This window comes from Nocardia albiluteola, assembly GCF_018860155.1.
In the GTDB taxonomy this organism is placed as follows: domain Bacteria; phylum Actinomycetota; class Actinomycetes; order Mycobacteriales; family Mycobacteriaceae; genus Nocardia; species Nocardia albiluteola.
Window position 1 is genome coordinate 89065 of record NZ_JAHKNI010000017.1, and the last position, 22609, is coordinate 111673.

Genomic DNA, 22609 nt, shown 5'->3' on the forward strand with positions numbered 1-22609 from the left:
GTACGAATGCCGGAGAGCCCGCACGGCCGGAGATGACACAGCCACAGACGATTCATACCGGACAGGACGCCACTCGTATGACCACTCGCCGCATGCCCAAGCCCCGCGATCTGGCGCCGCTGATGAAGTTCGAGCAGCCGTTCCACGGCCGCGCGGGCAGGCTCGCCCGGGCCCAGACGATCTGGGATCTGCGCGAACTCGCCCGCAAGCGCACGCCGAAGGTCGCCTTCGACTACACCGACGGTGCCGCGGATGCCGAGATCAGCCTGCGCCGCGCCCGCGAGGCGTTCGGCGAGATCGAGTTCCGTCCGGCGATTCTGCGTGACGTCTCCGAAACGGCCACCACGGCAACGGTTCTCGGCAAGCAGGTGAGCCTGCCGTTCGGCATCGCGCCGACCGGATTCACCCGGATGATGCACTCGGCGGGGGAGATCGCCGGCGCGCGGGCCGCCGAGCGGGCCGGTATTCCGTTCACGCTGTCCACGATGGGTACCACCGCCATCGAAGATGTCGCGGCCGCGACGGGTTCCGGCGCCCGCAACTGGTTCCAGCTGTATATGTGGAAGGACCGCGAGCGTTCGCTGGCGCTCGTCGAGCGCGCCGCCGCGGCCGGGTTCGACACCCTGGTGGTGACGGTCGACGTCCCGGTGGCGGGGGCGCGGTTGCGCGATGCTCGCAACGGGATGACGGTCCCGCCCTCGATCACCCTGACCGGCGCCCTGGACGCGCTGCGCCGTCCCTGGTGGTGGTGGGATTTCCTGACCACCGAACCCCTGGCGTTCGCCTCGCTGGACCGCTGGTCCGGTACTGTCGCCGACCTGCTCGACTCGATGTTCGATCCCACCGTCGGCTTCGAGGATCTGAGCTGGATCCGGGCGAGCTGGCCGGGACGGGTGCTGGTGAAGGGCGTGCAGACGGTCGAGGACGCCAGGCGCCTGGCGGATCTGGGCGTGGACGGGATCGTGCTGTCCAACCACGGTGGCCGCCAATTGGATCGGGCCCCCATTCCGCTGTACCTGCTGCCGTCGGTGGTGCGGGAGGTGGGGCGCGACCTCGAGGTCCACCTGGACACCGGCATCATGCACGGCGCCGACATCGTCGCCGCGCTGGCGCTGGGCGCCCGCTTCACCCTGATCGGCCGTGCTTACCTGTACGGCCTGATGGCCGGGGGCGAGGCGGGCGTGGACCGCGCCATCGACATCCTGCGCACCCAGGTGGTCCGGACCATGAAACTGCTGGGGGTGAGTTCGGTGGCCGAACTGACCCCGGACCACGTGCGGCTGCTGCACGAGCGCTGACACGGTCGCGCCGGCGGGTGCCCGCGCGTGCTGCTCGGGCGGGGGTTCGGGCACGAGTCTCGGCCGAAAGTCCGAGCGTGACCCAAAGCCATTCACGCGGACTGCCTTTCGGTGCTCCCGTCAGCGCAACGACCGCATGTGCATCCACCACGTTCGGCCGGTCCGCACGGTTTCTTTCATCGCCATCGCGCGTCGGCCAGCTTTGGCAACTCGATCACCGACCGCAAACCGACCCGGTATGAGCATCAGGACGAGATCGACCGTGCCTACGATCTGACGACCTTCGCCGCGGTCGAGGCGGAGCTGATGGCGCGGCCGGGCTCCACATACCTGCGCCGCAGGTCGGGGCGGGCTTCAGTGCCCTTCGCTGCCCTAGGATTACTACCGGAACCCCTTGGTAGGGCATCCACACCGCCAGGGGTACCGGTAAGGATCGCGTCACCCGGTGCATGGCCGCCACGGCCGACCAGTCAAAGTGAAATGTATTCGCGGAGTTTTCCTTTGACGTGGGGCAAGGAATCGACGGTGGCAATTCCGAGGGTGGGGAAGTGCCGGGCAATCTGCACGTCGGACAGCGGCTTGGACAAGGCCTCCCCGATGTCGGCATAACCGTGGTTGTCGTGGTGTTCCACGTCACTCCCGGCTCGACGGCCCGCGCGCCTTTATGCTATAACGGATGCATCACGAAAATATATCGACAGCACAACGGTGCCGTCGGATCGACACGAATTAGGAGCAAGGGATGGGTTCCTCCGACCTCGGAAGCCTTCTGACCGCATTCGGCAACATCTTCAGCGGACTCGGCGGTCTGTCGACACTGTCCGCCAGCGGTAGCGGTAGCGGTAGCAAGTAAGGGCACGCACGCCGCACAACCTGCGACAACAGTCCGCTGGATTCGATCCGGCGGACTGTTGTGCGTTCCGGACCCGTCCGGTCGCCCACGTGCCACCGGACGGCATCCGGCCACACAAGATCAACGAACCGAATAGCTCCGGTCCGGCCGTCCATGATCAATTACTTCGGACGGTTCCGAGACAATTCAGCGAACTCGCTGCCGCGGAAGATAATTGGTCGGCTTTCGATATTCACTGCCCGGCATACGGCCGCAATGAGATCAATTACCCCATCGGGCATCTCGCGGTACTGCAATTGGCGTCGGCATACCAATCGATGTCGGGGTTTCGCAAACCGCCGCATCACCTTTCGCGAACCATCTGACCGCCGCCTCGGGTCATAACGGGCGCTGGGAACGGGTGGGCCCCATACGGCCCGTGGGACTGGCAGGCTCGCGGGCCCTCGATCTCGACGAGTTGGACCGATGCACTGAACGGCAGCCTCGGTCAGGGCGTTGCGCGATGCGAGCGCCGCCCTGGATCACAAGCTCCGGCCGCGACCGTGCGGCTGAGCCCCTCGCCCTGCGGAGACCGCCGGCGCCGTCACCTCTACCCGAGGGGGTACTGGCCGGGCGGGACCGCCCCGCCCCCGCCCCCGCCGCCGAGCCCGTTTCCGAGCTCGATCAGATCGCCGACCAGAGTGGCGATGGACTGCCCCATGCCCAGAATGTCGTATCCGATCGTGCTGAGGAACTCCCAGGCGCTGGACATTCGCCCCTCCTTGTGCGCAGATCCTGTTGTCCCTTCCACGATGACACAACAATCGCCTCGGAATGCGTGAATTCCGCTCGGCGACACCGGCTCTGCGCGTTTGATCCGGTTTGCGCCGAAGTTGCGATTGTGGACGGCCCGGGATCGGAGACCGGGGCGGCGCAATCGTGCGACGCGGCCGATCGTGGTGTTCGATGCGCTTCGGGACCCCAGTTATGAATGGGCTTGCATCGTCATGCATAATCATTTGTACGTGGTGCGGGCCGCCGTGGAGCGGGGCGCCGGCCGCACGCCCGGCGCTGGCGGGCACCCAGACTTGGATACGCACGAAGACTCAAGGAGCTTTGACATGGCCGATCGCGTCGTACTCGCCTACTCCGGCGGGCTGGACACCTCCGTCGCCATCAGCTGGATCGGCAAGGAGACCGGGGCCGAGGTCGTCGCGGTCGCGATCGATCTGGGCCAGGGCGGCGAGGACATGAACGTCGTGCGCCAGCGCGCACTGGATTGCGGCGCCGTCGAGGCGGTCGTGGTCGACGCGCGCGACGAGTTCGCCGACGAGTACTGCCTGCCCACCATCCAGGCCAACGCCCTCTACCAGGGCGAATACCCGCTGGTCTCGGCGATCAGCCGCCCGCTGATCGTCAAGCACCTCGTCGAGGCCGCCAAGTTCCACGGCGCCGGCACCGTCGCGCACGGCTGCACCGGCAAGGGTAACGACCAGGTCCGCTTCGAGGTCGGCATCGGTGCCCTGGCACCCGATCTGAACGTGATCGCCCCGGTCCGCGACTACGCCTGGACCCGGGAGAAGGCCATCGCCTTCGCCGAGGAGAACAGCCTCCCGATCAACGTCACCAAGAAGTCCCCCTTCTCCATCGACCAGAACGTGTGGGGCCGCGCGGTCGAGACCGGCTTCCTCGAGGACCTGTGGAACGCCCCCACCAAGGACGTCTACGACTACACCACCGACCCGACGGTCAACTTCGAGGCGCCCGACGAGCTGATAATCAGCTTCCAGCAGGGCGTTCCGGTGGCCATCGACGGCCGCCCGGTCAGCGTGCTCGAGGCCATCACCGAGCTCAACCGCCGCGCCGGCCGCCAGGGCGTGGGCCGCCTCGACATGGTCGAGGACCGGCTCGTGGGCATCAAGAGCCGCGAGATCTACGAGGCGCCCGGCGCCATCACCCTGATCACCGCGCATCAGGCCCTCGAGAACGTCACCCTCGAGCGCGAGCTGGGCCGCTACAAGCGCCAGGTCGAGCAGCGCTGGGGCGAGCTGGCCTACGACGGCCTGTGGTACTCCCCGCTCAAGCGGGCGCTGGACGCGTTCATCGGCGACACCCAGGAGCATGTCACCGGCGACATCCGGCTGGTGCTGCATGGCGGCAACGTCGTGGTGAACGGCCGCCGCAGCGAGGAGTCGCTGTACGACTTCAACCTGGCGACCTACGACGAGGGCGACTCGTTCGACCAGTCGCTGGCCAAGGGTTTCGTGCAGATCCACGGTCTGTCGTCGAAGGTTGCCGCGCGGCGCGATCTCAGCAAGTAGGGATCGCCGCGGCCGGACGGGAACTGCATCGGGCCGCCTGTCACCTTCGCTCGATACGCTCGCGCGAAGGTGATATTCGTGCCGGGCGGCGCATCGGGGTACCGGGCGATCGGGCGTCGGCGAACGGTCAGGAATCAGGCGTAGCGTCTACCCAAGCCCGTGGTTCGCGCAGGCGGCAGGTCGGCCGCCGCGCCACCGGCAGGACGACAGGAGGGTTCCGTGCGGACCGACAACGACAGCTGGGACATCACCGAGAGCGTCGGCGCGACCGCGATCGGGGTCGCGGTGATGCGCGCGCGGGAGACTCAGCGGCCCGACGCGCTGTTCCGGGATCCCTACGCGGAGAAACTGGTCGATGCGGCCGGATCCGGGTGGAGTCGCGTCCTGCGCGGCGAGGTCGACGTGAATTCCGTGCGCGCCGGGGCATACGGCCCGTTGGGCGGGTTCATGACCGCGCGCACGGTGTATTTCGACGAGTACTTCACCGCGGCCGCGCAATCGGGTATCGGACAGTTCGCGATCCTGGCCTCCGGGCTCGACGCGCGCGCCTATCGGCTCGAATGGCCCACGGGCGCGGTGGTTTTCGAGGTCGATCAGCCCAAGGTGCTGGAGTTCAAGGATCGAGTGCTCGCCGCGGACACGCCCCGGGCCGACCGCCGCGGGGTCGCGGAGGACCTGCGCAACGACTGGCCGCAGGCGTTGCGGGACAACGGATTCGACCCGACGCGCCCCACCGCCTGGCTGACCGAGGGGCTGCTGCGCTACCTCCCGCCCGAGGCGCAGGACCGGCTGTTCGAGAACATCGCCGAGCTGAGCGCGCCGGGCAGCCGGATCGCCCTGAACATGGGGATGGGCACGCGCACCCGCAGCGCCGAGGAACGCGAGATGCGGCAGCGGGTACTGGCCGAGGCCGGAATCACGATGGATATCGACGGCCTGTGGTATCCGTCGGAGGGCCGCACCGACCCCCGCGACTGGTTCACCGACCACGGCTGGATGGTCTCCCAGGCGGACCCGATCACCCTGCTGACCGACCGCGGCCGCGAGGTGCCCGACTCGGTGCACGAGGACTTGCGCCGCCACATCCTGATGACGGCCGTACGACCCTGACAGCGACCGGCCCGCGCGGAGTTGCGGGGCCCGAACGCGGTTGACACCGATACGAATACGACCCGAGGAGAAGACATCCGATGAGCGCTGGCGGCGGCACCAACGAGGGCGCGCTGTGGGGCGGGCGGTTCGCCGACGGCCCGGCCGCGGCGATGGCCGCGCTGAGCAAGTCGACGCACTTCGACTGGGCGCTGGCGCCCTACGACATTCGTGCCTCCAAGGCGCACGCGCGGGTGCTCAACAAGGCCGGGCTGCTGTCGGAGGGTGACCTCGAGGCCATGCTGGCCGGGCTGGATCGCCTTGCCGCGGATGTTAATTCGGGCGCGTTCGGGCCCGCGGAATCCGACGAGGACGTGCACGGCGCGCTCGAGCGCGGGCTGATCGAGCGCGTCGGCGCCGAACTCGGCGGCCGGCTGCGCGCCGGGCGTTCCCGCAACGATCAGGTGGCCACGCTGTTCCGGATGTGGCTGCGCGATGCCGTGCGCCGGGTCGCGGCGGGCGCGCTGGACGTCGTGGACGCGTTGACCGCGCAGGCCGCGGCGCATCCGGACGCGGTGATGCCGGGCAAGACCCACCTGCAGGCCGCGCAGCCGGTGCTGCTGGCCCACCACCTGCTCGCCCACGCCCATCCGCTGCTGCGCGATGTGGATCGGCTGCGCGACTTCGACAAGCGCGCGGCAGTCTCCCCGTACGGATCGGGCGCGCTGGCGGGCTCGTCGCTGGGCCTGGATCCCGAGGCGATCGCCGCGGACCTGGATTTCGATGCGGCCGCGGCCAATTCGATCGATGCCACCTCCTCTCGCGATTTCGCCGCCGAGGCCGCCTTCGTGCTGGCCATGACCGCGGTGGACCTGTCTCGCATGGCCGAGGAGGTGATCCTGTGGAGCACACCGGAGTTCGGCTACATCACCCTTGCCGACGCCTGGTCCACCGGCTCCTCGATCATGCCGCAGAAGAAGAATCCGGACGTCTCGGAGCTCACCCGGGGCAAGGCCGGCCGCCTGATCGGCAACCTCACCGGACTGCTCGCGACCTTGAAGGCCCAGCCCCTGGCCTACAACCGCGACCTGCAGGAGGACAAGGAACCCCTGTTCGACTCGGTCGCCCAGCTCGAACTCCTGCTGCCGGCCATCGCCGGGCTGGTCTCGACGCTGACCTTCCACACCGACCGGATGGCCGAACTGGCCCCCGCCGGTTTCACTCTGGCCACCGATATCGCCGAATGGCTTGTCCGCCAGGGTGTCCCGTTCCGTGTCGCGCACGAGGCGGCGGGCGGCTGCGTCCGTGCGGCAGAGGCCCGGGGTGTCGGCTTGGACGAGCTCACCGATGCCGAATTCGCCGCGGTGGACCCGGCTTTGACCCCGAAGGTGCGCGAGGTGCTAACCGTCGAGGGTTCCATCGCCTCCCGCAACGCGCGCGGCGGCACAGCCGGGGTGCAGGTTGCCAAGCAGCTCGAGGAGGTCCGGCAGTCTGCCGCCGAGGCCCGCGCCTGGATGAGCTGAGCGGTCTCGGCTCTTCCGGGGTCGTTTCGCTGACGTGCCCCTTGTCCTCGATATCCTCACCCGCGTCCGCCGACTACTTTTCGGCGATTCTGCACTGGGCGAAGGAGTGTGGCGACCAGCAGCGTGCGGCCCGGCGCATCATCGGTGTGCCGACGGTGGCGCACCCCGTGGAGCCCGCGATGTCGGCATGGCTCCGGGATCACCATGCCGACACGGCCGACCTGTTGGCCTGCGAGGCAACCGTCTTCGAGTGGCCGGTGTCCGCGATGGACCGAATATGGCGCTGATCGACGAAAACATTGCGTTCCGGGGGTAGTAGGCAGAACCTCAACGGCTTCAGCGTCGCTGGTCGGCCGCCCGGCCGCTCGGCGAGTATTTGGCCGCACAGTCCTCGGAATGACGGCCGCTGTCGCCGCGGTTCGGAGTACACCAGGTCGTCGGCTAGCTCCTGTGCGCGCGTAGGCCGTCGAGTATCACGCGGGTCAGGTGGTCGTCGGAGCGGGCGCCGCAACGGCAGACCGCTGCGTTGAGTACCCGCACCACCTCCGTCGGCGGCACGTCGGCGCGCAGGTCGCCCTGGCGCTGTGCGTCCGCTGCGACCTCGGTGATCAGCGCGGTGACCTCGGCCTCCAACTCGGGTAATTCGGGGCGTTCCGGTTCGCCGGTGATCAGGGACTTGGTCAGCGACAGCGGCAGGGTTACGCAGTGATCCACGATCCGCAGCAGTGCGTCCCACGCCGGAGTCCGGCCGACCTCCGCGCGCGTGGCCTCCACCAGTTCACGCAGCGAGTCGACCGCGATGTCCTCCAGGAGGGCGCGCCGATCCGGGAAGTGCCGGTACAGCGTGCCGACGCCGACCCCCGCCTCGCGTGCGATCTCCTCCATCGAGACGACCTCGCCCCGCTCACCGGCCAGCCGGAGGGCGGCGCTCGTGATCGCCGAACGATTGCGCTGCGCGTCCGCCCGCACCTGCACCTCCCATGAAGCGGAACTTCTAATTCACCTTATGCTACCTTCGCAGAAGCGGAATATTGAATTCACCTTGGAGGAACAATGCGGATCGGTCTGTACGTCGCGGATCAGAGTGGTGTCCCGGCCCAGCTCGCGCAGGCTCGCGCGGCGGCCGAACACGGTCTGGCCAGCGCGTTCTTCAATCAGGTCCTGGCCTCGGATCCGCTCACCGTCGCGGCGCTCGCGGGGGAGGCGGCGCCGGGGATCGAGCTGGGAACCGCCATCGCGCACACGTATCCGCGTCACCCGATCTCGCTCGCCGGGCAGGCGCTCACGGTCGCGGCGGCCACCGGCAACCGGTTCACCCTCGGCGTCGGGCCGAGCCACAAGCAGTTCATCGAGGGCGTGTACGGACTGTCCTACGACCGGCCCGCGCACCACACGCGCGAGTACCTGACCGCGTTGCGCGCCGAACTCTCAGGCGCCGGCCACGTCCGGGTGCCCGGCGCGCAGCCGCCGCCGGTGTTGCTGTCCGCGCTCGGCCCGGTGATGCTCCGCATCGCGGGCGAACTGGCCGACGGCACGGTCACGGTGTGGGCAACCCCGGCGACGATCGCCGGCCACATCCGGCCGCATATCGATGCCGTGGCGAAGGATCCGCGCGTCGTGGCGTCGGTGATGCTGAGCGTGACCGTCAGGCCGGACGCCGTGCGCGACGAGGTCGCCGGCGTGCTCGGCTTCGCGTCGGACCTCGCCAGCTACCGAACGCTCCTGGACCGTCAGGGACAGAGCAATGTCGTGGAGACCGTGGTCGCCGGGGACGAGGACACCGTCGCCGCCGCGGTCCGTGCCTACGCGGACGCGGGCGCGACCGACGTGCTGATCAGCCCTGTCGGCGACGATGACGAGAAGGCCAGGACACTGAAACTGGCAGGGGAACTGGCCCGCTCCCTGTAGGGGCTGCTTGCGCGGCCCTGCTACGTTCGGCGAACACCACGCCTCAGCGCGTAGCGGTCCGGAAACGGGCGCGGTAGGCGGACGGGGTGACGCCGAGGTGGCGTAGGAACGCGCGGCGCAGGGATTCGTCGCTGCCCAGGCCCGAACGCTGGGCGGCCGCGCTCACCGATGCGCCGGATTCGAGCATTGCCTGGGCCGCCTCCACCCGCGCGGATTCCACGAATGTTGCCGGGGTGGTGTCGAATTCGTCGCGGAACAGTCGGGTCAGGTGGCGCACGCTCAGGTGGGCGCGGTCGGCCAGCAGCGGGAGCGAGTGGTCGGCGGCCGGGTCCGCCAGGATCGAATCGAGCACCGCGCGCAGGTCGTCGCGGCGCGGGCGCCGGGTGCGGGTGGCAACGGAGAACTGGGACTGGCCGCCGGGACGCTGCAGGAACACCACCAGGTCGCGGGCCACTTCCCGGGCCAGTTCGGGGCCCTCGTCCTCCTCGACCAGGGCCAGCGCCAGGTCCAGGCCCGCGCTCACACCCGCCGAGGTGACGATGTGGCCGTCGCGAACGTAGATCGCATCCGGTTCCACGGTGGCCGAGGGGTAGGCCCGTGCCAGCCGCGCGGTGTGCCGCCAGTGCGTGGTGACCCGGCGGCCGTCCAGCAGCCCGGTCTGGGCGAGTGCGAAGGCGCCCGTACAGACCGAGGCCATCCGCCGCGCCGACCTGCCCGCGGTGATGGCCGTCAAGAGCTCCGGTGCGGCGGGTGTGAACGGGAGATGCGGCGCGCCGGGCACGATCACCGTGTGTGGCCGCGCCAGCTCCCTGTATGACGCCTCGGCCAGGAGTCGTGTGCCCGACGCCGTGGTCACCGGGCCCCCGTCCGGCGAGAACAGGACCGGCTCGTACCGCCCGCCGAGCGTGTTCGCGGTGGCGAACACCTCCAGCACCGCCGTCGTATCCAGGAGCCGCACCCCGTCGAACGCCAGCACCGCGACCCTTCTGCCACCCATCCCGCCAGGCTAGCAGTGCAGCATGGCCAGATCTGTGGCATTTCTGTCCGAATGGACATGGCGTCGACCCGCCGATCGCGACAATGCTCGAGGCATGACACAACTTGATGCACCAACCCTCCGCCCGCCCCTGCCGCCCTTCATCGACGAGGCCGCCGCACGCGCCAAGGTGCAGGCGGCCGAGGACGCCTGGAACACCCGCGACCCGCAGCGGGTGGCGCTGGCCTACACACCGGATTCGGTGTGGCGCAACCGCGACGAGTTCGTCACCGGCCGCGAGGAAATCGTCGCCTTCCTCACCCGCAAGTGGGACCGGGAACTCGATTACGCGCTGCGCAAGGAACTCTGGGGCTTCCGCGGCCACCGCATGGCCGTCCGATTCCAGTACGAATGGCACGACACCACCGGCCAGCACTGGCGCAGCTACGGCAACGAACTCTGGGAATTCGACGACACCGGCCTGATGCGCCGTCGCGAAGCCAGCATCAACGACCTCCGCATCGACGCGGCCGACCGCCGTATCCACGGCCCCCGGTCCGAGGCGGATCGCGATGCGCCCCTGCCGATTCGGTAGGTCAGCCACAAAATCCGGCCGGGCCGCCGCCCGCGCTCGCCGAGATCAGAGCAGCAGCGCGATGAGGCCCAACAGCGCACACATGAGGACGAGGACGACCAACTGGATTCCGGTCCTGAATGCGAGCCAGTCCGAACGCCACAGGCGTCTGGCCACCAGTGCGGTCTCGAGACGTCTTCTCAGAGGAGGCAGGCGGTAGATGAATTGCAACACCGTCATCAGCAGAATGTCCAGAACCGCTAGTGCCAGGAGAACGTTCGTCATTCCGCCCCAGCCTCTCCGCTCGGCAATGAATTGCCGTGTCACTCATATGGATCGGAAGCGACGTTACCGGCTCGGAGGCGGGACGGCAGTTCTGGGATGTTCGGATGAACTGCCCGTCAGGTGTTTCGGGCCGGCTCGGCCCGGTTGCCGCGATGCAGGGCCGCGTCGACCGCGGCGAAGGCCGCCGCGACCAGGATCAGGATGGCCGAGACCAGCAGCGCCACATCGAGTCCGTGGTGGAAGGCGGTCTTTCCGGTGTTGAGGACGTCGGAGACCTTCGACAGGTATTTGAGGTAGGGGGTGAGGTCGACGCCCTGGGGGATGCGGCCGCGTTCGACGGCGTCGATGGCGTTGGGCTGCAGGGGAGATGGGAGGCCGAGCTGGTTCATGCGGGTGGTGAGGTCGGCGGTGAGGACCGAATTCACCAGGGCGCCCAGGACCGCCACGCCGACGGCCGAGCCGACCTGGCGCATCGTGTTGGTGACGGCGGCGGCCATGCCCGAGTGCTCGGCGGGGACGCCGGACATCACGGCGGAGGTCAGCGGTACCACCGCGATGCCGAATCCGAAGCCCGCCACCGCCATTGCGGCCGACAGCGTGCCGTCGTGCAGGGTTCCGGCAAGTTCGTAGCGGGTCAGCAGGATGCCGGCGGCGCCGACCACACAGCCGGCGATCATGAGCATGCGCGCGCCGTAGCGGGCCACCCACAGTCCCGCGATCAGCGAGCCGACGATGATGGCCACGGCCATGGGGGCGAAGACCCCGGCCGTGTGCGCGGCCGTGTACGACCGCATCACCTGCAGATACAGCGCGGTGAAGAAGAAGATCGAGAAGACACCGAAGTAAACGGCGAACGCGACCACCAGCGCTCCTCGCACGGCCGGCGGGCGCAGGTAGCGGAAGTCGAGCAGCGGTGCGGCCGAACGGGTTTCGACCACGAAGAACGCGATGAAGGCCACGCCGCCGAGCACGAACAGCCCGATCACCGAAGGCGCGCCGTACCCCCGGTCCTCGCCGGAGGTGGCCGCGTAGATCACCGCCCCGAGCGCGAGCGCCCCGAGCACGATTCCGGCCCAGTCGATCGGTTCCGGCCGCGGATCCGAGCTCTCCGGAACGGACCACAGCGCGGCGACCAGCGCCACGGCCCCGATGATCAGGTTGAACCAGAAGATCGAACGCCACCCGTAGACGTGGACCAGTTCGCCGCCCAGCACCGGCCCGGCCGCCAGCGCCAGCCCGGACACCGCCGCCCAGACGCCCAGCGCCCGGGCCCGCGCCCGCTCATCGGGGAAGATGTGCCGCAGCACGGACAGCGTGCCTGGCTCCGAGGCCGCCGCGCCCAGGCCCATGATCGCGCGCCCCGCGATGAGGACCGCCACGCTGTCGGCCAGCGCCGCGACGACCGAGCCGGCGCAGAAGACCACCAGCCCGGCGATCATGACCTTCTTGCGACCCCACCGGTCGCCGAGCGAGCCGCCCGCCAGCATGAGCCCGGCGAAGACCAGCGTGTAGGCGTTCACCACCCACTGCAGCAGCATCACGTCGGTGCTGAGCTCGTGCCGGATATCGCCCAGCGCGACACTGACGACCGTCGTGTCGAGGAAGGTCACGAACAGCACGGCGGTCACCGACACCAGTGCGATGATCGGCCGTTTCGCTGTGCTCGGTGCGTACTCCGTTGGCGCCACGGGCACAGGTTACTGGTCCCGGCCCGCAAACACTGCCTTGGAGTGAACATTCCGATTGATACACGATGAACGTCCGGCCGCCGGCCGGAACGCTGGGGGGTAGCCGGGCCCGGTCGTTATTGTGCGGCAATGACCTTTCTGCTGCTTGGGCTCGCGATAGTGTCCGAAATTTCCGCTACGGTGTCGTTGCGCTTGTCCCAGGGATTCAGCAAGCTGGTGCCCTCGATCATCGTGGTCGTGGGATATGGGGCGTCGTTCGTCTTGCTCTCGCAGGCGCTGAAGCGGGGGATGCCCCTCGGCGTGGCCTACGGGGTGTGGTCGGCGATCGGGGTGGCGGCGGTGGCGGCGATCGGTGCGCTGTTCCTGAACGAGAGCCTGTCGCTGGTTCAGGTGGGTGGCATCGGGCTGGTGATAGTTGGGGTGCTGGCGCTCGAACTCGGTGGAGCGCACTGAGTACGCCCCGGGTGGCCACCGGACAGGTGACTACCGGACCACTCGTGCGGGCGGCTCAGCCGACGGCGACCGCCTCCGGCTCGAGCCCCTCATCGGCCCGCGTCACGGTGTCTCGCTCGCTGGTCAGGTCCAGCGACCGGCAGACGAGCAGATACACACCGGCCGCCACCGCCAGCCCGATCGGCATCATGGCTGCGAAGCCCACGCCGTAGGCCGGCAGCCCGCGCCAGTTCCAGCGGTGGTAGATGCCGCGCGGATTGACGATCTCCCGGATCGAATAGTGGCCGCGCCGAACGACATAGAAGTCGACGAGGTTGATCGCGGTCCACGGCGTGAACAGGTAGCCCAGCACCAGCAGGAAGTTCACCCCAACCGTCGGCGGCAGGTACCGTCAATAGTCTGAGACGTAGATCGACCAGGACAGCTGATACACCGCCGCGGTGAAAAACTGAATCAGGAAGAGGGTCAACGCGAAATGGTGCAGATTCAGCTGTTCGGCGGTGAACGGCGACACCACCAGGATGCCGACGCTGAATATCAGCAGCGCCGCGATCATCACCGCGGTCAGCCAGCGCTGCGCCCGGTGGATGAAGTCGTAGCCGACGATCGCCAGCACGATGCCGATTGCGGCGTAGCCGAGCGCGACCACCCACACCAGCAGCGCGCCCAGGAAGCCGAATTGCGGCCGGGACTGCACCATTTGGGGCAGGCCCAGCTGCGGGCCCTGGGTGGAGTGCAGCTGCCGCGGGTCGGCGAGATGCGCGACAAGTGGTCGGTGTGGATGCAGTACGTCACCACGACGGTCATGCGCGAGGTCCTCATCGGTTTCGTCCGCGATGAGCTCCTGGTGGCACGAGACCGGCGGGACGTGCTGGCATGACGAAATCGACTGTTGCCGAGAGCATCCGGCGCAACATCGCCGATTTCTCCCGCGTCGCGGCCGAAGGCGGCCGGGCCGCGGCCGTGGTGATCTGCGTGATCGACGACCCGGCCGAGCCGCATCTGCTGATGATCCGCCGCGCGTTCCGCGGCATGAACGGCGGCCAATGGGCGCTTCCCGGCGGGAAGATCGATCCCGGCGAGACCGCGGAGGCGGCGGGGCGGCGCGAGGTGAGTGAGGAGATCGGCCTGGAGCTCGGAGAGTCCGAAATCGTCGGCGCCCTGGACGATTTCGTCACCGATTCCGGATTCGTCATGACCCCGTTCATCGCCGTGACCCCCGCCCCCGTGCAGCCGCGCCGCAATCCGGCCGAGGTCGACTCGATCCACCGGATCCCGCTGGCCCGCCTGGTCCAGGACGATCTGCCGCGCTGGACGCCGGCCCCCTCGGGCCCACCCCTGCTGCAAATGCCCCTGCGCCGCAACATGATCGTGCATGCCCCCACCGGCGCCATTCTCTACCAATTCCGCGAGGTGGCCCTGCTGGGCCGCGACACCCGTGTGGCCGACCTGCGCCAGCCCGAATTCACCCGCGAATGAGCCTCGGCCGCGCAGGTCTCGGTCACCGTTGATGATCTTCGCGATTCGGACCCGGGCGTGACCGGTGAACGTTAACATCGGGCGGGCGGACCGGACGTCCGCTCAGTCGATGTTGACGGGGTGATCGCCATGCCTGCCGTGGTCCTGGAAGCCGAGGGGCTGGTCAAACGCTACGGGGGCGTGGAGGCGCTGCGGGGGGCGAACTTTCGGGTGTTCGAGGGTGAGGTCGTCGCGCTCATCGGAGACAACGGCGCCGGTAAATCGACGCTCGTGAAGTGCCTGTCCGGGGCCGAACAACCCGACGGCGGGCGCATTCTGCTCGATGGCGAGCCCGTGCGCCTGACCTCGCCGACCGAGGCGCGCAGGCTCGGGGTCGAGACGGTGTATCAGGATCTGGCCGTGGCCCCCGACCTGGATCCGGCCGCGAATCTCTTCCTGGGCCGGGAACTGTTCCGCCGCGGCATCGCCGGGCGCCTGGGCATGCTCGATCGCAAGTCGATGAAAACGCAGGCGACCGAGCACTTCCAGCGCCTCGGCGTGGTCCTGCCCCGGGCGGACGTGCCGATCGGGGCGCTCTCGGGTGGGCAGCGCCAGACCGTCGCGGTGGCGCGGGCGGTGATGTGGGCCAGCAAGGTCGTGTTCATGGACGAGCCGACCGCCGCGCTGGGCGTCATACAGCGCGAACGCGTGCTGGAGGTCATCCGCCGGGTGCGCGATCAGGGCATCGCGGTCGTGCTGATCAGTCACAACATGCCCGAGGTGCTGTCGGTGGCAGACCGGATCGAGGTGCTGCGGCTGGGAAGGCGCGTGGCGCGCTTCGAATCCGGCGCCACCCTCGAGCAGTTGGTCGGCGCCATGACCGGGGCCCTGAACACCGAGGATGCGGCATGAGCGGAGCGAATCGATGGCACAGCGCGTATCGCGCATGCCGGAGCCGAGCGTCAGCGAGGTGCAGGCATGAGCGGAGCGAATCAATGACACAGCGTGCATCGCGCATGCCGGACCCGAGCGCCGGCGAGGTGGAGGCATGAGCGAGCGGACCGACGACACCGGGCCGGTGGCAGCCAACGGCGCTGAGCGGGTCGATGTTCCCGGAAGCACTCTCTGGCAGCGCATTGCGGGCGCGAGCACGCTGTGGATCGGCATCGTGCTGGTGCTGCTGTACGCCGCCTTCAGCATCGTCAAGCCCGATGCCTTCCCGACCCGGTTCACGCTGCAGACCCTGCTGATCGAGACATCGGTGCTGCTGGTGCTCTCGATCGGCATGACCTTCGTCATCATCACCTCCGGCATCGATCTGTCGGTCGGCATGGTGCTGATCTTCGCCGGGGTGCTCGGCTCCAAGACCATGGAATGGCTCAGCCCGGGCGGTGACGCCGGTCATGCGGGCTGGGGTGTCATCGCGGCCGGGTTCGTGGTTGCCGTTGCCGGGGGCGGACTCTGGGGGCTGATCAACGGAGTCCTGGTGGCCCGGGCCAAGATTCCCCCGCTCATCGTCACCCTCGGCTCCTTCGGCGCGGCGCTGGGAGCCGCGCAGCTCATCACCGGGGGCGTCGACACCCGCACGGTGCCCGAGAAGCTTCGCAACTCGCTGGGTTTCGGCACCCTGCTGGGCGGTATTCCGGATCTGGTGCTCGTCGCGCTGGTGGTCACCCTGTTCGGCGCCTGGCTGCTGCACACCACCCGCTTCGGCCGCTACACCTACGCCATCGGGTCCAACGCCGAGGCCGCCCGGCGTTCCGGAATCGGGGTCACCCGGCATCTGATCCTGGTGTACCTGATGACCGGATTGCTCTCGGGGCTGGCCGGATTCATGAATCTGGCCTACTTCGGCACCACCACCATCGCCGGGCACGGCACCGACAACCTCGACGCCATCGCGGGTGTCGTCATCGGCGGCACCAGCCTGTTCGGCGGCACAGGCACGGTGGTGGGCACCGTGATAGGGGTGTTCATCCCGTCGGTGCTACGCAAGGGATTTGTCATCGCGGGAGTGCCGGTGTTCTGGCAGCCGATCGCGGTGAGCATCGTTCTCGTGGCGGCGGTCTGGTTCGACCAGGCCAGGCGGAAGGCGCGAGACCGGAAATAACACAACAGAACTGAAGGGTAAGGCGGAGATGAGAAGCGTGAAGCGGGCCGCCGCAATACTTGGTGTGGCCGTGACGGCCGCGGCCGTACTCGCGGGATGCGGCGGCTCGGTCGGCAATTCCGGCGGCACCAACGCCAAGAAACTCGTGCTTGTTCCGGGCGTTGCCAACGAGCCGTTCTACATTTCGATGCAGTGCGGCGCACAGGACGAGGCGAAGAAGCTCGGGTACTCGCTGGACACCCAGGCGCCGACGCAATTCGACGCCTCGCTGCAGACTCCGATCGTGACCGGCGTGATCGCCACCAAGCCGGGCGCGATCCTGATCGCCCCGACCCACGCCACGGCGATGGCGGCCCCGATCAAGCAGGCCAAGGACGCCGGCATCAAGATCATCGAGGTGGACACCGCGCTGGAGGATCAGTCGATCGCGCTGTCCTCGATCTCCTCGGACAACGTCAAGGGCGGCCAGCTGGCCGCGCAGACCCTGGCAAAGCTGGTGGGGGACAAGGGATCCACGCTGGTAATCAACACCAAGGCGGGCACCTCCACCACCGATCAGCGCGCCCAGGGCTTCGCCGACGAGCTGAAGAACCACGCGGGGATGAGCTCACTCGGCGTGCAGTACAACAACAACGACGCCGCGACGGCCGCCTCGATCGTCACCGCGACCCTCGCTGCCCATCCCGATCTGGCCGGCATCTTCGCCACCAATCTCAGCTCGGCCGAGGGCGCGGCGACGGGCCTGCGCAACGCGGGCAAGCTGGGCCAGGTCAAGATCGTGGGCTTCGATGCCAGCCCGCAGCAGGTGCAGGATCTGAAGTCCGGGGTCATCCAGGCGCTGATCGCGCAGGATCCGGCCACCATCGGTGTGGACGGGGTGGATCAGGCGGCCGCGGCGCTCACGGGTAAGCCGGTGACCCGGCACATCCAGACCGACATGGTCTCGATCACCCAGGCCGACATGGATTCTCAGTCGAAGTACTTCTACCGGAGCAAGTGCTGACGCTCACGACTCCACCTCGCTGGCGCTCGGCTCCGTCGTGCGCGAGGCGCTGCGCTGATGGTTCGCTCCGCTCACTCCTGCACGCGCACGGTGTATCCGGCGGTCGCGAGTGCCTCGATCACCTCGTCCCGGTGCGTGGGCCCGCGCGTCTCCAGGGTGAGCGAGACCTCGGCCTCGTCGACCGCCAGCCCCGCGCCGGTGCGGGAGTGCGCGATCTCGAACACGCTCGCGCCGGTGCGCCCGATCTCGGCCAGCAGCCGGCCCAGGCTGCCGGGGAGATCCGAAATCGTCACGCGCAGTACGAGATACCGGCCCGCGGCGCCGAGACCGTGGCCGATGAGCCGGGTCAGCAGCAGCGGGTCCACGTTGCCCCCGGACAGGATCGCGCAGACCGGGCCCCCGATGCCGAGTTCGTCGGCGTCGTAGGTCATCAGGGCCGCGACCGCCGCGGCCCCCGCGGGCTCGACGATGAGTTTGGCGCGCTCCATGCACAGCAGCATGGCGCGTGAGAGCGCATCCTCGTCGACGGTGACGATCTGGGACACCCGCCCGGCCACATGGGCGAACGGCACCTCACCCGGACGACCCACCGCGATGCCGTCGGCCATCGTCGACATGCGTTCCAGCGCAACGGGTTCACCGGCCTCGAGCGAACCGGGCCAGGCGGCGGCCCGGGCGGCCTGCACGCCGACCACCCGCACCTGCGGCGCCAGGTACTCGAGGGCCACCGCCACTCCGGCGAGCAACCCGCCGCCTCCGGTCGGCACGATCACGGTGTCCACCTCGGGCAGCTGCTCGAGCAGTTCCACCCCGACGGTCGCCTGCCCGGCGACGATGTCGGGATGGTCGAAGGGGTGGATCAGTATCGCCCCGGTCTGCTCGGCGAACTGTATTGCGGCGGTGAGGGATTGATCGACGGTCTCGCCGACCTGATGCACGGTGGCGCCGTAGGCCCGGGTGGCCACGAGCTTGGGCAGTGAGGCCCCGATGGGCATGAACACCGTCGAGGCGATCCCCAGGCTGGCCGCCGCCCAGGCCACCCCCTGCGCGTGATTTCCGGCGCTGGCCGCGACCACTCCGTGCCGCCGCTCGTCCTCGGACAGATTCGCGATCCGGTTGTAGGCGCCTCGAGGCTTGAATGATCCGGTGCGCTGCAGGTTCTCGCATTTCAGGCGAACCTCGTGCCCGGTGCGCTCCGACAGCACCCGCGCGGCCACCAATGGCGTCCGGCGCACCGCCGGGCCCACGAGCTTCGCCGCCGCCTCGATCTGATCCAGTCCGATGAGCTCCATGCCGGTCATAGTGCCAGGTGTCTGGTGGAAAAGCATGGCAATCGGTGTAGCAGTTGGGCTGATTGCTGGTATGTAGGGGCGCGCGGCGTCTCGCCGGAAGGGCGCCGCCGAAATGATATATATATCGTTTGCGCAATGCCGGGGAAATAAATGAGCAATGGTGAGGCAACGGGCCGGAATTACCGTTCGGCCCGTTAGTGACACCTTCGGATCGGATGCACCATGACCGAGACCATCGACCCCGCCGCCGGCACCCCCGCCGAGTATCCGGGGCTGACGAATCCCGACCCGCGCCTGACCAACGCCGACCTCGCGCCGTTGCCGGCGCAGCGCTGGGGCGCCTACAACATCTTTGCCTTCTGGATGTCGGACGTGCACAGCGTCGGCGGGTACGTGACCGCGGGCAGCCTGTTCGCGCTCGGCCTGGCCAGCTGGCAGGTGCTGGTGGCGCTGCTGATCGGCATCACGATCGTGTTCGGGCTGTGCAATCTGGTCGCCGCACCGAGCCAGCGCGCCGGAGTGCCGTTCCCGGTGGTGTGCCGTAGCGCCTTCGGCGTGCTGGGCGCGAATGTTCCCGCGATCATCCGCGGCCTGATCGCGGTGGCGTGGTACGGGATTCAGACCTACCTGGCATCGGCGGCGCTGATAGTCGTTGCGGTGAAACTGTTTCCGGGGCTGGCGCCGTACGCGGTCGTGCACGATTACGGTTTCGCCGGATTGTCGCTGCTGGGCTGGGGCGCGTATCTGCTGTTATGGGTGCTGCAGGCCGCGGTGTTCTGGCGCGGCATGGAATCCATCCGGCGGTTCATCGACTTCTGCGGTCCCGCCGTGTATGTCGTGATGTTCGCGCTATGCGGGTACCTGATCGCCAAGGCCGGGTGGGGCGCGATCGATCTGAACCTGGGACACGTGCAGTACACCGGCCTGCACTCGGTGCCGGTCATGCTCGGCGCGATCGCGCTGGTGGTGTCGTATTTCTCGGGCCCGATGCTGAACTTCGGCGACTTCTCCCGCTACGCCCGCTCGATGGCGGCAGTGCGGCGCGGCAATCTGCTGGGGCTGCCGGTGAACTTCCTGATGTTCTCGCTGCTCGTGGTGGTCACCTCCTCGCTGACCGTGCCGGTGTACGGCAAGCTCATCACCGATCCGGTGGAGACCGTGTCGCATATCGACAGCACGTTCGCAATCGTGCTGGGCGCGTTGACCTTTGCCGTCGCGACGATCGGCATCAATATCGTGGCCAACTTCATCTCACCGGCCTTCGACTTCTCCAACGTGAGCCCGCGCCGAATCAGCTGGCGCGCCGGCGGCATGATCGCCGCAGTCGGATCCCTGCTCATCACCCCCTGGAACCTGTACAACAATCCGGAGGTCATCCACTACACCCTGGAGGTGCTGGGCGCGTTCATCGGCCCGCTGTTCGGCGTGCTGATCGCCGACCACTACCTGATCCAGCGCCGCCGAATCGTGGTCCAGGACCTGTTCACCACCTCGGAATCCGGAACCTATTGGTACCGAAACGGATTCAACCCCGCCGCAATCGCCGCCACCATCGTCGGCGCCGTAGTAGCGGTGATCCCGGTCCTGGCAGGCAGCCTCCCCGGCATGTACACCGCGGCCCAGTACAGCTGGTTCATCGGCTGCGGCCTGGCATTCCTCACCTACCGGCTACTCGCCGCCCGATTCGTGCGGGTGAACACCGAGTTGCAGTAGACCTCGAGTAAGCGAGCATCGCTGCCCCTCACCAGTTCTCGATGACGGCCCGGAGCAAAGGCTCCGGGTCCTTGTCGTACAACGCCGCGGCAATCCCGACCCGCAGCTACTCCGCGGCCTGGGTGAAGATCGGCTCAGCTGAGTTCACGGGGTCGAACCCTGCCCTGTCCACACGCAGAATTCCAGCAGGAAGCGGCGGCTGTGAACCGCTTGTAAGACCGTCCAGCACCGCGCCACCGAAATCGCTGGGCAATCCCACTGCGAATGGTTTCTTCCAGAGCCGACTATGACAGGCAGGCAGACCCTCGGTGTCCAGAACATCGAAGCCCGCGACGGCCACCTCGATCTGCGTCGACTGACCGGCTCCCAAGACGAATCGACCGCCGAGCAGCGCTCTGGGCACGACTCCGCCGAGGCGACGTTGAACCTCGACCAGCATCCGGACATCTTCTACCCGACCGGGGATACCGGTTGCCGGTATCCCCGCTGTGAGCTCCCGCGCCGCCTGATGTAGTACGTCAGCTCGTGGCCGACCCGCCCGATGCTGAGGGGGAATCGAATCGTGGGCTGTCACCATCGGTCGGGTGGGTGATGGCGAGTACGCCGGGGAGCCATGGGGTGTAGCGGGTGGGGTCGGCCGCGACGATGGTGAGAAGTTCGTCCGGGGGGATCCAGGCGTAGTCCTCGATCTCCGCCGGGTCGGGGTGGGGTGGGGCGCCCTCGAAGTGGCCGATCAGGACGTGGTCCCATTCGTGCTCGACTCGGCCCGTGGCCGGGTCGGACGCCCGGTAGTGGAACACTCCGGCCTCGCGCAGGGAGGTTTCGATGCCGAGTTCCTCGGCCAGGCGTGCCGCCGCGGCGGCGGTGACGGGCTGGCCGGGGGCGGGGTGGCCGCAGCAGGTGTTGGTCCACAGGAGCGGGAACCTGGTCTTGACCGCGGCGCGGCGCTGCAGCAGCATCCTGCCCGCCGCGTCGAACAGCATCACCGAGAATGCCCGGTGCAGCCGCCCGGGCGCGGTGTGCGCCTGGGCGACCGGGCACGAGCCGATCGGCCGGCCCTGCTCGTCCACGAGCTCGACGGGCAGGGCCTCGCGGTCGATCGGCGCGGATTCGGCGTTGTCTTCGCGGGTGGCGGTCACCGCCCCACCTTATCGGCAGCGATCAGCAGGTATTGGAAACTACCGTCCCGGTACGAGCTCAGGAACGACTTTTCCACGCCGGTGGCCAGTTCCGAATGGGTGCGCAGCTCCCAGTACGGGATGGTGGCGGGGGTGAGATCCACTACGGCGATCGGGACCATGTTGTTCGCGGCCAGCGCGGTGAAGTAGTGGCTGCGCGGGTGGATCATGCAGCCGTAGTGCGCGTCGATCCAGCTCACCGCCGAGGAGCGCCCACCGATGACGTCGTTGGAGCAGCCGGTGACGCACACATAGCGCCCGCCCGGTTCGAGCAGCCGGGAGAACTCGCTGAACAGATCGGGCAGCTCCACGTACATATCGGTCTCGTTGGTCCAGATGCCGCGCATCGACCGCGACTCGAAGCCGGTGTCGAGCATGTTGCGGTAGTGGAACTGCACGCTGTCCGCCACACCGCGGCGGGCGGCCTGATCATTGGCGAACCCCACCTGATACTCGGAGATGCTCACCCCGTCCACCCGGCAGCCGAACCGCTCGTGCGCCATGATGCTGGTGCCACCGCGCCCGGAGCCACCGTCCAGCAGGCGGTCGCCGGGGCGGATCGCGCCGAGATGGTCCAGCAGCAGATCGGCCTGGGCGGTCTCGAGCCGGTGCAGTTCGCGCACGAGCCGATCCTGGCGGGTGTGCTCGGGGCCCTCCAGCACCGACAGGTCGGGCTCACCGATCCCGTAGTGATGGTGGTAGAGATCGTCGACTTCGCCCAGTTTGGTGTTGATGCGGTCGTCGTTGGGATTGTCGTTCCAGTACGCGGCGACCGAGCGCTGGTAACTGGTGTGCAGGACGCCATCGGTCTTGGGCTCGAGCATGGTCATGACGGATCAATCCTCTCGATCGGTGGTGCTGACAACGGCAATCGCCAGGAAATCGCGGGACGGTGGAGCCGGCCGGGA

Annotated in this window: 26 protein-coding genes; 15 read left to right on the top strand and 11 right to left on the bottom strand. The window is 68.2% G+C overall.

The features are described 5' to 3' along the window. The first annotated feature begins 77 nt into the window (after positions 1-77). A complete protein-coding gene (locus KO481_RS36105; protein ID WP_215923011.1) occupies positions 78-1298 on the top strand; it encodes an alpha-hydroxy acid oxidase in 1221 nt (406 codons plus the stop codon). Positions 1299-1768: 470 nt separating this feature from the next. Here KO481_RS36105 and KO481_RS36110 read toward each other — a convergent pair whose 3' ends face one another. Both KO481_RS36110 and KO481_RS36115 read right to left on the bottom strand, forming a co-directional pair. Further along, positions 1769-1930, bottom strand: coding sequence for a hypothetical protein (locus KO481_RS36110; RefSeq protein ID WP_215923012.1), 162 nt, complete (start codon positions 1928-1930; stop codon positions 1769-1771). A gap of 810 nt (positions 1931-2740) precedes the next feature. Further along, on the bottom strand, positions 2741-2902 hold the full coding sequence (locus KO481_RS36115) for a hypothetical protein (RefSeq protein WP_215923013.1): 162 nt from the start codon (positions 2900-2902) through the stop codon (positions 2741-2743). Positions 2903-3251: 349 nt separating this feature from the next. Between KO481_RS36115 and KO481_RS36120 the strand changes: the two genes are divergently transcribed. The 4 genes from KO481_RS36120 (at position 3252) to KO481_RS36135 (ending at position 7350) form a co-directional block, all read left to right on the top strand. After that, on the top strand, positions 3252-4451 hold the full coding sequence (locus KO481_RS36120) for an argininosuccinate synthase (protein WP_215923014.1): 1200 nt from the start codon (positions 3252-3254) through the stop codon (positions 4449-4451). Positions 4452-4670: 219 nt separating this feature from the next. Next, the gene (locus tag KO481_RS36125; protein WP_308166913.1) at positions 4671-5561 is read left to right on the top strand and encodes an SAM-dependent methyltransferase; all 891 of its coding nucleotides are present in this window, start codon (positions 4671-4673) and stop codon (positions 5559-5561) included. An 80-nt stretch (positions 5562-5641) separates the two neighbouring features. Beyond that, positions 5642-7063 (top strand): argininosuccinate lyase, encoded by a 1422-nt coding sequence (gene argH / locus KO481_RS36130; protein ID WP_215923015.1) that lies wholly within the window; start codon positions 5642-5644, stop codon positions 7061-7063. A gap of 41 nt (positions 7064-7104) precedes the next feature. After that, positions 7105-7350, top strand: a complete 246-nt coding sequence (locus KO481_RS36135) for a hypothetical protein (RefSeq protein WP_215923016.1) — start codon at positions 7105-7107, stop codon at positions 7348-7350. 154 nt (positions 7351-7504) lie between these two features. Here the strand turns inward: KO481_RS36135 and KO481_RS36140 are convergent, their stop codons facing one another. Next, the gene (locus KO481_RS36140; protein ID WP_215923017.1) at positions 7505-8032 is read right to left on the bottom strand and encodes a TetR/AcrR family transcriptional regulator; all 528 of its coding nucleotides are present in this window, start codon (positions 8030-8032) and stop codon (positions 7505-7507) included. Positions 8033-8116: 84 nt separating this feature from the next. Between KO481_RS36140 and KO481_RS36145 the strand changes: the two genes are divergently transcribed. Then, the gene (locus tag KO481_RS36145) at positions 8117-8971 is read left to right on the top strand and encodes a TIGR03564 family F420-dependent LLM class oxidoreductase (RefSeq protein WP_215923018.1); all 855 of its coding nucleotides are present in this window, start codon (positions 8117-8119) and stop codon (positions 8969-8971) included. A gap of 43 nt (positions 8972-9014) precedes the next feature. Here KO481_RS36145 and KO481_RS36150 read toward each other — a convergent pair whose 3' ends face one another. Continuing rightward, positions 9015-9968: a GlxA family transcriptional regulator gene (locus tag KO481_RS36150; RefSeq protein ID WP_215923019.1), complete on the bottom strand. Its 954-nt coding sequence runs from the start codon at positions 9966-9968 to the stop codon at positions 9015-9017. Between the two features lie 94 nt (positions 9969-10062). On the opposite strand from KO481_RS36150, the gene KO481_RS36155 reads away from it, so the two are divergent. Beyond that, complete coding sequence (locus tag KO481_RS36155) at positions 10063-10542, top strand: nuclear transport factor 2 family protein (protein WP_215923020.1); 480 nt, start codon at positions 10063-10065, stop codon at positions 10540-10542. A gap of 45 nt (positions 10543-10587) precedes the next feature. Here the strand turns inward: KO481_RS36155 and KO481_RS36160 are convergent, their stop codons facing one another. Both KO481_RS36160 and KO481_RS36165 read right to left on the bottom strand, forming a co-directional pair. Further along, positions 10588-10806, bottom strand: coding sequence for a hypothetical protein (locus tag KO481_RS36160; RefSeq protein ID WP_215923021.1), 219 nt, complete (start codon positions 10804-10806; stop codon positions 10588-10590). Positions 10807-10922: 116 nt separating this feature from the next. Beyond that, positions 10923-12494 carry an MFS transporter gene (locus KO481_RS36165; RefSeq protein WP_308166915.1) on the bottom strand — a complete coding sequence of 524 codons (1572 nt, stop codon included), beginning with the start codon at positions 12492-12494 and terminating at the stop codon, positions 10923-10925. A gap of 129 nt (positions 12495-12623) precedes the next feature. On the opposite strand from KO481_RS36165, the gene KO481_RS36170 reads away from it, so the two are divergent. Continuing rightward, positions 12624-12947, top strand: a complete 324-nt coding sequence (locus KO481_RS36170) for a DMT family transporter (protein ID WP_215923022.1) — start codon at positions 12624-12626, stop codon at positions 12945-12947. A gap of 55 nt (positions 12948-13002) precedes the next feature. Here KO481_RS36170 and KO481_RS36175 read toward each other — a convergent pair whose 3' ends face one another. Both KO481_RS36175 and KO481_RS36180 read right to left on the bottom strand, forming a co-directional pair. After that, positions 13003-13314: a cytosine permease gene (locus KO481_RS36175; RefSeq protein WP_215923023.1), complete on the bottom strand. Its 312-nt coding sequence runs from the start codon at positions 13312-13314 to the stop codon at positions 13003-13005. 24 nt (positions 13315-13338) lie between these two features. Next, positions 13339-13647, bottom strand: coding sequence for a hypothetical protein (locus KO481_RS36180; RefSeq protein ID WP_215923024.1), 309 nt, complete (start codon positions 13645-13647; stop codon positions 13339-13341). Between KO481_RS36180 and KO481_RS36185 the strand changes: the two genes are divergently transcribed. The 5 genes from KO481_RS36185 to KO481_RS36205 all read left to right on the top strand — a co-directional run bounded on the left by KO481_RS36185 (position 13648) and on the right by KO481_RS36205 (position 17518). Next, positions 13648-13827, top strand: coding sequence for a hypothetical protein (locus tag KO481_RS36185; RefSeq protein WP_215923025.1), 180 nt, complete (start codon positions 13648-13650; stop codon positions 13825-13827). Further along, the gene (locus KO481_RS36190; protein ID WP_215923026.1) at positions 13824-14426 is read left to right on the top strand and encodes an NUDIX hydrolase; all 603 of its coding nucleotides are present in this window, start codon (positions 13824-13826) and stop codon (positions 14424-14426) included. Before KO481_RS36185 ends, KO481_RS36190 begins: the two co-directional genes overlap by 4 nt. Before the next feature lie 129 nt (positions 14427-14555). Continuing rightward, a complete protein-coding gene (locus KO481_RS36195; protein WP_215923027.1) occupies positions 14556-15317 on the top strand; it encodes an ATP-binding cassette domain-containing protein in 762 nt (253 codons plus the stop codon). 136 nt (positions 15318-15453) lie between these two features. Continuing rightward, positions 15454-16515, top strand: a complete 1062-nt coding sequence (locus KO481_RS36200) for an ABC transporter permease (RefSeq protein ID WP_215923028.1) — start codon at positions 15454-15456, stop codon at positions 16513-16515. Between the two features lie 28 nt (positions 16516-16543). After that, complete coding sequence (locus tag KO481_RS36205; RefSeq protein WP_215923029.1) at positions 16544-17518, top strand: ABC transporter substrate-binding protein; 975 nt, start codon at positions 16544-16546, stop codon at positions 17516-17518. A gap of 71 nt (positions 17519-17589) precedes the next feature. Here the strand turns inward: KO481_RS36205 and ilvA are convergent, their stop codons facing one another. After that, complete coding sequence (gene ilvA, locus KO481_RS36210) at positions 17590-18819, bottom strand: threonine ammonia-lyase (RefSeq protein ID WP_215923030.1); 1230 nt, start codon at positions 18817-18819, stop codon at positions 17590-17592. 213 nt (positions 18820-19032) lie between these two features. Here ilvA and KO481_RS36215 point away from each other — a divergent pair, with 213 nt between their 5' ends. Continuing rightward, entirely contained in the window at positions 19033-20523 is a 1491-nt protein-coding gene (locus tag KO481_RS36215; RefSeq protein ID WP_215923031.1) for an NCS1 family nucleobase:cation symporter-1, read from the top strand. A 286-nt stretch (positions 20524-20809) separates the two neighbouring features. After that, entirely contained in the window at positions 20810-21037 is a 228-nt protein-coding gene (locus KO481_RS36220; protein WP_215923032.1) for a hypothetical protein, read from the top strand. A gap of 4 nt (positions 21038-21041) precedes the next feature. Here the strand turns inward: KO481_RS36220 and idi are convergent, their stop codons facing one another. Further along, positions 21042-21662, bottom strand: a complete 621-nt coding sequence (gene idi / locus KO481_RS36225; protein ID WP_308166916.1) for an isopentenyl-diphosphate Delta-isomerase — start codon at positions 21660-21662, stop codon at positions 21042-21044. Continuing rightward, the gene (locus tag KO481_RS36230) at positions 21659-22531 is read right to left on the bottom strand and encodes a geranyl diphosphate 2-C-methyltransferase (protein ID WP_215923033.1); all 873 of its coding nucleotides are present in this window, start codon (positions 22529-22531) and stop codon (positions 21659-21661) included. Before KO481_RS36230 ends, idi begins: the two co-directional genes overlap by 4 nt. Positions 22532-22609 lie beyond the last annotated feature (78 nt).